The organism is Burkholderia sp. WSM2232 (assembly GCF_000472545.1).
Taxonomy (GTDB): Bacteria; Pseudomonadota; Gammaproteobacteria; order Burkholderiales; family Burkholderiaceae; genus Paraburkholderia.
Genome location: NZ_AWZV01000045.1, coordinates 21,020 through 31,448 on the forward strand (window position 1 = coordinate 21,020; position 10,429 = coordinate 31,448).

7 protein-coding genes are annotated in these 10,429 nt (G+C 66.2%); 2 read left to right on the top strand and 5 right to left on the bottom strand.

Translation table 11 applies throughout. From position 1 onward, the window contains the following. Positions 1–165: 165 nt before the first annotated feature. The gene (locus F757_RS0128485; RefSeq protein ID WP_027214345.1) at positions 166–1,356 is read left to right on the top strand and encodes an MFS transporter; all 1,191 of its coding nucleotides are present in this window, start codon (positions 166–168) and stop codon (positions 1,354–1,356) included. Positions 1,357–1,459: 103 nt separating this feature from the next. Then, the gene (locus tag F757_RS0128490; protein ID WP_027214346.1) at positions 1,460–2,437 is read left to right on the top strand and encodes a LysR family transcriptional regulator; all 978 of its coding nucleotides are present in this window, start codon (positions 1,460–1,462) and stop codon (positions 2,435–2,437) included. Here the strand turns inward: F757_RS0128490 and F757_RS0128495 are convergent. The 5 genes from F757_RS0128495 to F757_RS0128515 all read right to left on the bottom strand — a co-directional run bounded on the left by F757_RS0128495 (position 2,364) and on the right by F757_RS0128515 (position 10,088). Continuing rightward, complete coding sequence (locus F757_RS0128495) at positions 2,364–3,188, bottom strand: alpha/beta fold hydrolase (protein ID WP_027214347.1); 825 nt, start codon at positions 3,186–3,188, stop codon at positions 2,364–2,366. The two genes, F757_RS0128490 and F757_RS0128495, sit on opposite strands and share 74 nt — an antisense overlap. A gap of 540 nt (positions 3,189–3,728) precedes the next feature. Next, on the bottom strand, positions 3,729–4,376 hold the full coding sequence (locus tag F757_RS0128500; RefSeq protein WP_035467552.1) for a septal ring lytic transglycosylase RlpA family protein: 648 nt from the start codon (positions 4,374–4,376) through the stop codon (positions 3,729–3,731). Positions 4,377–4,614: 238 nt separating this feature from the next. Then, positions 4,615–5,442, bottom strand: coding sequence for a peptidoglycan DD-metalloendopeptidase family protein (locus F757_RS0128505; RefSeq protein WP_027214349.1), 828 nt, complete (start codon positions 5,440–5,442; stop codon positions 4,615–4,617). Between the two features lie 449 nt (positions 5,443–5,891). Further along, complete coding sequence (locus F757_RS0128510) at positions 5,892–6,227, bottom strand: hypothetical protein (RefSeq protein ID WP_027214350.1); 336 nt, start codon at positions 6,225–6,227, stop codon at positions 5,892–5,894. Between the two features lie 216 nt (positions 6,228–6,443). Next, the gene (locus F757_RS0128515; RefSeq protein ID WP_027214351.1) at positions 6,444–10,088 is read right to left on the bottom strand and encodes a DEAD/DEAH box helicase; all 3,645 of its coding nucleotides are present in this window, start codon (positions 10,086–10,088) and stop codon (positions 6,444–6,446) included. Positions 10,089–10,429 lie beyond the last annotated feature (341 nt).

Here is a 10,429-nt window from a genome sequence, read left to right on the forward strand (position 1 = left end):
AGTCATGTCCTGAATTGCAGGTATATACGACATTTGAGACATGGTCAACGAACGCTATGCTTGGGTCCATACCTTGGGTTGCAAGCGCACGCGCAGGACCGGGGCGACACCGCAACGGCGGCTGCCTTGCAGCAAAACACAACTGGCTCTACAGAGAACCTTCACATGGACCGTCGATTACTGATCCTCGCACTGGGCATGTTTGCCATGGGCACGGACAACTTCGTCGTGGCCGGCATTCTGCCGAACGTCGCGGCATCGCTGCATAGCTCGGTCAGCGCGGCCGGCCTGATGGTGACGTTTTATGCGTTGACCTATGCGGTGGCCGCGCCGGTCATGGCGGCCGTCGCCGGCGCGTGGCCGCGCAAGCGCCTGCTGGTCGCCGCCCTGGGCATTTTCGTGCTCGGCAATGCGATCAGCGCGCTTGCGACCGAGCTGCCCTGGGTTCTCTTCGCGCGGGCGCTGGCCGGCTTCGGCGCCGCGCTGTTTACTCCCACTGCATTGGGGGTGGCCTCCGCGCTCGCGGCTCCCGAAAGACGCGGCCGCGCGCTCGCCACGGTGACGGCGGGCCTGACCGGCGCCACCGCGCTCGGCTCGCCCATCGGCACGTTCATCGGCGGCTTCGGCGGTTGGAGAACCACGCTGTGGTTCGTCACGCTGCTCGGGCTGGTCGCGATGATCGGCGTATGGGCCATGCTCCCCTCCGTTGCCCAGCCCCGATCCATCACCTTGCGCGAACGGCTCGCGCCGGTTCGGGACCTGCGCATCGCGCTCACGTTGCTCACCTCGCTGTTTGCATTTGGCGGCTTCCTGATGGTCTACACGTATGCAGGCGTCGTGCTCGAGCGTGTGACCCACGGCGACGAGCGCATTCTCGCCGGCCTGTTCCTGCTGTGGGGCGTGGCTGCGACGGCAGGCAACCTGTGGGCGGGGCGGCTCGTCGACAGGTTGCGCAGCCGGCACATCATCAACGCCATGCTGGGCGTGGCCGCCGTCAACTTCTGCGTGCTGCCGTGGGCGTCGGCTCATGTTGTCAGCGCGGCAATCGCGCTCACGGTGTGGGGCATCTGCGGCTGGGGCCTCATTGTTCCGCAGCAGCACCGGCTCGTGCAGTTGTCGCCGCAAGTCGCGCCCCTGCTGCTCGCGCTCAACAGTACCGCCACCTATATGGGGCTCGCGTGCTCCGGCGTGCTGGGCGGCGCGGTGCTGCAGTCTATCGGCGGGCGCTATCTGAGCATCGTGGCAGCCGCGCTGATCGCGCTGGCGCTGTTGCTTGCCGAGGCGGCCTATCGGCGCATCGAGCGTCCGCGCATGGCGCCGCATGCCGCGCTCGAGCGCGAGACCGAGCCTGCGTGAAGCGGGCGTCGCGGCGTTCAGCGTTTCGGTCGATAATCGCGGTGCTCTGCCTTCTTGTGCGCCGTCAAGCAGCGGATCGCCGCGCTATCGAATCGAGGAACGAATGGACCGCCTGACTGGCATCGCAGTATTCGTCGCCGCCGTCGACGAAGGCAGTTTCGCGGCGGCTGCGCGCCGCTTTGGCCTGTCAGCCGCCATGGCAGGCAAGTACGTCAGCACCATCGAAGCCCAGTTGGGCGCGAGGCTGCTTCAGCGCAGCACACGCCGCCTCAGCCTGACCGAAGTCGGCCAAACCTATTACGAGCGATGCAAGCGGATTCTCGAGGCCTACGACGAAGCCAGCCGCGAAGCCAGCGACGCGCACGGCACAGCGCGCGGCGTGCTCAGAGTGGCCGCGCCGGTCACGTTCGGGGCGATGCACCTGGGCGACGTGCTCGCGCGGTATATGGAGCAGTGTCCGCACGTGAGCGTCGAAGTGTCGCTCTCGGACCGTTACGTCGACCTCGTGGAAAGCGGCGTTGACGTGGCGGTGCGCATCGGACGCTTGCCCGACTCGGCGCTCGTCGCGCGGCGGCTGGCGCCGTGCCGGATGGTCGTCTGCGCGGCGCCGGCGTATCTCGAGCGCCACGGCGTGCCGCACAGTCCCGAGGACCTGCGAAGCGCGCCGCGGCTCACGTTCAGCGAGGCCGTGTCGGTTGGCGACTGGACACTCTTCGACAGCGAACGGCGCCCGCATGTGATCGACGGACCCAGCCGGCTCACCACCAACAACACGCAGATGCTGCTTGCCGCGGCGCTTGCCGGCGCGGGCATCGTGTACGGACCGACCTTCGTGTTTGGCGAGCAGATCGCCTGCGGAAAGCTCGTCGAACTGCTGCCGCAATACCATGCGTCGGAGTTGACGATTCAGGCGGTGTATCCGAGCGCGCGTCATCTGCCGCTGAAAGTGCGGCATTTTCTCGACTACCTCGCCGGTGCTTTCGGCGACGAGCCGCCGTGGGACCGCTTCAGACAGTCGCCGCCCGGCCAGGCGCGCCGCTCGCTCGGCGCAACGCGGGCAATTCGCCGAGAAACTGCCTGATCACGGCCGCGAGCGCCGACGGCGCTTCGAGCGGAGACAGATGCCCCGTTCCCGGCAACACATTGAGACGCGCGCCGGCAATGCGCGGCAACACTTCTCGCTGCAACGTCCCGACCGGGTCAACCTGGTCCAGTTCGCCACCCACCACGAGCACCGGAACATCAATCGAGCCGACCTCTCGCGTGATGTCCTCGCGCATGGCGGCGTTGGGCCACGCGGCCTTTGCCTCGCGCGCACCGCGCAGGCTGTCGGCGATCACCTGCTCGCGCAGCCGCGCGTCGAGCGGGCTCGCGGTAAGCACGTTGTCGAGCACCCACGCGACGGATTCGCGCGACTCGTAAGCAGCGGCCATTGCAACGCGCTGCTCGTCGGGAAGAATAGTCGGCGAAGGCGGCGACGGCGCCACGAGCACCACGCCCGCCAGTCCTTTCGGCCGGCGCGAGGCAAGTAGTTGCGCCACCTTGCCGCCCATCGAATGACCAACCAGAACGTAGTGCGAAAGCCGCAGCGTTTCGATGACATCCTGCACGTCGTCTGCCATGTCCGCGATTGCGTAGCTTTGCTGCGGCGCCTCCGATAGGCCCCACCCGCGATGATCGACGGCCACGCTCCTATGCGCGCTCGCCAGTTCGCTTATCACCGCGTCCCACGTGCGCGACGATCCGCCCCAATAATGCAGAAACACCAGCGCCGGTTCGCCGCTGCCCTCGTCGCTGATGTGAACCGTGGTTGCCCTCGTCCGAATATCCATGCCCTGCTCCTTGCCAATGCGCTTCGTAAGTCAAGCTCAAGCGGTCCGGGCTCGCGCCGCAACCGTGGGCACATTGTGGATTCGGCGGCGGCAACCGATAAGCCGCGCTCACGTTGATACCGTCGATCACGACGCTATCGAATCGACCTCAAGTCGACCTGCCAGTACGCGAGCGTGCACAAAAAAGAACGGCATCGTTCCCTTGCGGGGACGACGCCGCTTCAAAAACACCACACGCTCGCGGGGGCTGCCCACACGAGTGGACCAAAAATAACTGCTCCGAAAAGCTTCCTCAAGATGAAATAAGTGCGTTTGTAACGGCGTCTGCGGTAGTTTTTACGCGACGAGCGGAGCGCGTCCCGCTCCATAGCACTGCTGCACGCGGCGCTAAAAAGTGACGGCCGCAAGCTGCGAAACCCCTGCGTTTTACACACGCGATGATTTGTTACAGTCCGCACCGCGTCTTCGCGAATAAGCCTGGGACCCATGTAACGTGCGCGTAAGCGCGATGAAACCCGCGCGTATTCCCTCGCAAGTCCTTCAAGCCGAGGCCGGCAGGTCCATGCATCGACGCACGCCGTCCGCGCCGCGCACCGGCGAGATGTGCTCGAGCCTGACCTGCGCGCCGCCCGCCCCGCGAACGCCGAGCGCTTCGGCGGCGGCATACGAAAGATCGATGATGCGTCCGCGCACGAACGGCCCGCGGTCATTAATACGCACTACGACAGAACGCATGCGCGCGAGCGACGTGACACGCACACAAGCGCCTAACGGCAACGTGCGATGTGCGGCCGTCAACGCGTGCATGTCGTAGCGCTCGCCGCTTGCGGTACGCCGGCCATGGAAGATTTTGCCGTACCACGAAGCGAGGCCCGTCTGGCGGAAGCCCTTGCCGCACGCACAGGCCGGCACGACGGGCGAATCGGCGTTCGCCGGCTGCGCAAGCTCTTGTGGCTGGACAGCCGATGGAAGCTGCGTGTCGGAGGACATGTCTGCCTGGTTGGCCCCATCTTGCTGCAACGCATAGTGTGGCGCGCCCTGCCGCATTTGCATGCCTGTTGGTCCGGCGCCTTGCGGGCCTGTGTCCACGCCCGCGGCGGCGCAGCCGGTAAGGGCGAGCGCGGCGCACAGTGAAGCGAGCGTCGACAAAAGCCAGCCTCTGGGGCGGCTGCAAAGATAAAGGTTCATAGGCGGTCGTCGCGCGCGTCGCGCTGCGTGGACACCACGTCGCGTCGCGGCTGGTCTGGTTTGGTGTGGTTCGGGATAAACGGGAAGAAGCAGCCACGGGCAGCGAGATGCAGCGAGGTGCAGCGAGGTGCAGCGACAGGTAGCGACGGGCAACCACGGGCACCCAAATGCAGCCAACGGCATCCAAAGGCGCCCGCACGCAGCAACAGGCGCCACCGCGCGGACACCAACTCCCGGCCTAACGGCGCGTGGGAAGATAAGGAAGCGGATCCACGGCCTTGCCGTCCCGGCGCACTTCGAAACGCATGGACGTGTTGCCGCTTGCGTCCGTCGCGGGTTCTGCAATCGCCTGGCCTTTCTTGACGAACGTGCCTTCCTTGACGAGCAGCGCGCGGTTATTGCCGTACGCGGTCAACAGATGTGAGTCGTGCTTGACGATGACGAGCCGGCCATAGCCGGGAATGCCGGCGCCCGCATAGACGACCTTGCCGTTCGCCACGGCTTTCACCTGCTCGTCTGCGAGCGCGGCGAGTGTCACGCCTTTGGTCTTGCCGGCGACGAAAGGCTGTTGCACCGCGCCGCCGACGGGCCACATGAACCGTGCCTTGGCCTCGCGCGTCGTACCCGACGCCGCATCGGCGCGCTTGTCTGCACGCGTATCCGCGGCTGTGGGCGCGCGCGCGCTCGTGGCAGCCGGGTTGCCCGCGGCATTCGAGGGCGGCGGCGCGACGCGCAATATCTGTCCGGGTCGCAACCCGGCGTCGGCAGGAAGATGATTCCACCGCGCAATCGCCGGCACGTCGCGGCCGAAGTCGCGCGCAATCGCCGTCAACGTATCGCCCGGATTCACTCGATAAAATCCCGAGGGCACCGTCGCGTCACCCCGTGGCGCCAGCGCGCTGCCGTTTGCCAGAGCCGCGATCGGATCCAGCGGTTCGCTCGCCTGCGCGTCGCTCGACGCAGCGCCCGGCGAGTGCAGCGAACAGGCGCTCAACGGGCTGGACAATGACAACGCAAGCAGCATCGTGACGAGCGGCTGGGCACATCGGGACAAACTTGTTTTCATTAGTACTCTGAACAGATCGGATTCTTGCCGGGCGGCAGCAGCACGCTCGTACTTCTTGTATGACGCAGATGCAATCGGTGTCACGGCACGTTTGCGCTGTTCGCGCCTCGATCGGTGCAAGCGCATCGATGCCTGGCATCGATCCGCTCGTTCACAGGCCAACCATGCAGACCTCCCACGCGGGTCCGCAAGCGGGCCCGCTGTCGGGCTCAAAAGCGGGCCTAACAGCGGGCTCACAAGCGGGCTCACAAGCGGGCTGAGAAGCGGGCTGAGAAGCCGGGTCGACAGCGGGCTCACGCACAGGCTGAAAAGCAGGCTGAGAGGCCGGCTCAACAGCGGGCTCACAAGCAGACCGCTGGCCCACGTGCCTGCAGGCTCGCAAGCCCGCTGGCCCGCGCGGCCGCTGGCTCGCTAGCGGCCGCTAGTCGGCTCGATAAGCGGCGGCAAACTTACTGCTTGGCGGGTGCAGCGTCGTCGGCGACGGGCGCAGCGTTGTCATCTCCAGCAGAAGCCGACGCTGCATGCTTGTGTGCATGCTTGTGCGCGTGCTTATGCTTCTTCGCGTGATGGTGCGAAGCCGCCGGCTTGGCTTCATCGGCAGCGGCAGCGCTCGGGGCAACTGCAGCCGGAGCCGGAGCCGCGTGCACGGTTGCGGCTTGCGACACCGGTGCTGCGTGCGAAGCCGCAGCTTGCGACGCGGAAGCTGCTGCGGGCGCGGCGCCTTGCGCGAACGCGGCGATGGAGAACAGGCCGGCGACGGCGGCGGCGAAGAGTTGCTTGTTCATTGCGATGTATTCCTTAACGTGTGCATTGACTGACCGGTAAATGGTCGCGTGTTCAACGAGTACGAAAGGAAACCGTTGACGTCATCGAACGGAACTCTGCATTCCTTGACGATTTGTGACGCCTTTGACCAACAGCAGGTCAAATGTGGTGCGATTTGAGTGCGGCGAAAAGGTGCCGCCTGCGCTCGGCACGTGCGATTAGAGCGGCCGTGGGCGTCATTTTTCGCCATCCAGTTCGGGCATCGGCGCGAACAGTGCGGCGATGTCGTCGTCGGAGAACTTGACCGCGCCGGCGGCGTCTTCGGAGAGAATACTGTCCGCAAGCCCGGCCTTCTGCTCCTGCAATTCCACGATCTTTTCCTCGATGCTGCCCGCCGCGATCAGCTTGTAGACGAACACCGGCTTGTCCTGACCAAGCCGGTGCGCGCGGTCGGTGGCCTGGTTCTCGGCAGCCGGATTCCACCACGGATCGTAGTGAATCACGGTGTCGGCGGCGGTCAGATTCAGACCCACGCCGCCTGCTTTGAGGCTGATCAGGAACAACGGCACCTCGCCCTGCTGGAAGCGTTGCACGCGGGTAATCCGGTCCGTCGTGTCGCCGGTCAGGATCACGTACGAAATTGCAGCTTCGTCGAGCGCTTGCGCGATCAGCGACAGCATGCCGGTGAACTGCGAAAAGAGCAGCACGCGGCGTCCTTCTTCTATCAGTTCGGGCAGCATCGACAGCAGCAGATCGAGCTTGGCCGAACGCGTAGGCCGTGCGCCTTTCTCGGGCTTGTCGGACGCGCGCGAGAGCTTGTGCGGCGAGTCCTCCTGAGTTCTGCCGTTGCCGTTGGCGTTGGCGTTGGCGTTGGCGTTGGCGTTGGCGTTGGCGTTGGCGGCCTGGGCCAAGCCTTGGGCTCCCGCATGGGTGTCGGCGTGCACTCCGGCTTGCCCCTCAGCTTCGGCGCCGGCCTCTGCCGCCCGCAGCGTGCGCACGAGACGCGGATCACAACACACCTGCCGCAACTTCAGCAGCGCATCAAGCACGATGATGTGGCTGCGCGCGAGGCCCTGCGCGCTCACCGCGGCGCGCACGCGCTCCTGCATCGCGGTGCGCACGGTCTCGTACAGATCGCGCTGCGCGCCTTCCAGATCGACCGAACACACAATCGTCGTCTTGGCCGGCAGCTCTTTCGCGACTTCGTCCTTGCGCCGCCGCAGCATGAATGGCCGGATGCGCCGCGCGAGCAGCGAGCGGCGCACGCCGTCGTGATTTTTTTCGATCGGATTGCGCCAGCGGCGCGTGAAGTCCTTCTGCGTGCCGAGAAAGCCCGGCAGCAGAAAATCGAACTGCGACCACAGTTCGCCGAGATGATTCTCCAGCGGCGTGCCGGTCAGGCACAAGCGGTGACGCGCGCTCAACCCGCGGATCGCCTGCGCGGCTTTCGTGGTGGCGTTCTTTACGTACTGCGCCTCGTCGAGAATGAGCAGGTGATACTCGTGCCCGGCCAATACCTTCTGGTCGCGCCACAACAACGCGTAGGTGGTCAGAATCAGTTCGTGTTCGCCGATCTGCTCGAAGCGCTCCTTGCGCTGGGGACCGTTGAGCACCAGCACCTTCAATTCGGGCGCAAAGCGCCGCGCTTCCTCGCGCCAGTTGTGCACGAGCGTGGTCGGCACCACGATCAGCGCGGGCTTGTCGAGGCGCCCTGCTTCCCGCTCGGCGAGAATGTGCGCGAGCGTCTGCACGGTCTTGCCGAGGCCCATGTCGTCGGCGAGCACGCCGGCAAGGCCGTGCTCGCGCAAGTACTGCATCCAGTTCAGGCCCTGCTGCTGATATGCGCGCAATTGCGCGCGCAACGCCGCAGGCACCGGCACGTCGCGCAAGCCCGGACCCGCCTGCAAGCGCGCGGCGAGCTGACGGATCGAATCGTCGCCGCGAAACTGCCAGCGGCCGGTGTCGTTCAACGCCTCGAGACGGCCTGCGTCGACAGACGGCACGCGCAGGGGCGCGCCTTCGGCGAGCGCGCCGCCAAGCGAATCGAACAGGTCGACCAGCACGCGCACCACCGGCTTGAGGCGGTCGGCGCGCAGCCGCAGCCGCTTGTTCTCTTCGGTTTTCAGCTCGATCGGCTCGTCGTCGGGAATCGCTTCCAGGGCGCCGCCAAGCCAGCGCCGGTCGCGGCGGAACAGATCGGCGAGCAGCGGTTCCAGCCGCACATTGCGCTCGCCGATGCGGATGCCCATTTCCAGATCGAACCAGCCGTCGCCCGCCTGATGCGCGGTGCCGTCGATCGCATCGATTTCGATGATGTTGTAGCGGAATTCCGGCGCCATCGTCACACGCCAGCCCTTGCTGACGAGATCCGGCACGGCCTCGTTGACGAACGCGGACCACGCCTCGCCATCGGGCAAGCCGAGCATCGTGTCGGGCAACTGACGCGAAGCGAACACGCGGTTCGTGGGCACTTTCTGCAGGCCGGTCTTGCGCAGTTCGAGCAGCCGCTTTTTCTCGACCTCGTAGCGACGGCGAATATGAAGGACTTCGCCGCCCGGCACCGGCACGAGCGTCACGCTGCTGTCCGCGTTGATGCTGACGCCGTCGTAGTCGAAGCTCACGCCGGCCAGTTCCACGGCCGGAGCGGCCGCGGCCTTGGTGGCCTTGGTTGCCTTGTCCGCCCTGGTTGCCTTGCTTGCCCGGGCCGGAAACGGCAGCGCATGGCTGTTGAGCGCGAGCACAGGCACGGGCTCCACGTCGATCACGCGGATCGCCGGCGCTTCGTGGGTGGGCGGCAACGGCAGATCCGGCGCGACCTCGCGCAGCACCGACGCGACGAGCGGCGCTTCGGCAAGCGAGATGGGCGGCATGGCCAGATAGTCGGGCAATTGCTGGAACGGCAGCGACGAGCGGACGATCCCCGCCTCTCTCGCCGCGCCGTCCACGTACCAGACGGGCTCGGTCGGCAGCACCATCGTGGCGCGCGGCTCGGTGCACAGAACGGGACGCAGCCGCTGGTCGGCAAGCGGCTCCCATTCGATGCGACCGGGCCGGTCCGCGGCACGCACGAGCGGCGTGGGCGCGTCGTCATGCGGCGCGAGCTCGAAGTCGAAAAAGAGGCGCCCGGTCACGATGAGTTTTTGCAGCATTTCCGCGCCGTTCGTGCCGCGCAGAACGAATTGACCGAAGTCTTCGCGTGCACGGCCAAGCCACAGGCCGCGCAAAATGGACAGATCTTCGTCGGACACGAACCTCGGCTGCTTGAGCAGCGCCGACTCGACATTGCCCCACGTCTCGCCGACCTCGACGATCCTGCCGTTAGCGTCGCAGCGCGCACGGTACAGCACGACTTCGTGCCGCTTGTGGAAGTCGGACCAGTTCAGCCGATAAGCGAGCGTCTCGGTGCGCGCGGCCGTCGCCTTCTGCGCGGCGGCGTCGGCGGCTTCGGCGCGGGCGCGAAAGCGTTCCAGCCAGCTGACGAGCTCGGGCCGCACGCCCTGCTGCGCCGGCTGCGGGCCGAAGCGCTCCGGCATGGCCGACTCTGCCGTGGGTGCGCTGTCGTCGCGTTCCGCGTCGTCCACGCGCACGATATGGTCCATCTCGTCGTGATACTCGAGTTCGGCGAGCAGCAGTGCGGCCACGTGCTTGCAATTGCGGCCGACAGGGCAACTGCAGTCGCTCTGCGCCCACGGCGTGCCGCCGTCGGTGCGAAAGCGCACGCGTGTCGTGTAGGGCTCAGGCTCGCTGCCCTGCACGAGGCCCGTCAGCGTGGCTCCATGCCACTGCACGTTACTGACGGGGCCGACCGCGCGCGCCTTGGCCACGGTGTGGTCCCCGAGCCAGTCTGCAATCCGTTCCCGATCGAAGAAAACTGACGACATCAGCGGGCATCCCCTTTCAAGCCGGCTAAGGCAAGCGGCACAAGGGGATCGATGCGGCGGACGGCGCGCTGTCCACCGCTACGCTCGCCCCGGGGCGTCGTTTGCCAGTGATAACCGGCCATTTTACGCGTTGGCGGGATTTGGCTGTGTGAGGCGGCGCTCGTCGGGCGGTGGGCTTTGGGAAGCCGTTTGAGGGAGCTTCGCAGGTTGCGGCTTGCGGCTTGTGGCTTGTGGCTTGTGGCTTGTGGCTTGTGGCTTGTGGCTTGTGGCTTGTGGCTTGTGGCTTGTGGCTTGTGGCTTGTGGCTCGCGTCTCGCGTCTCGCGTCTCGCGTCTCGCGTCT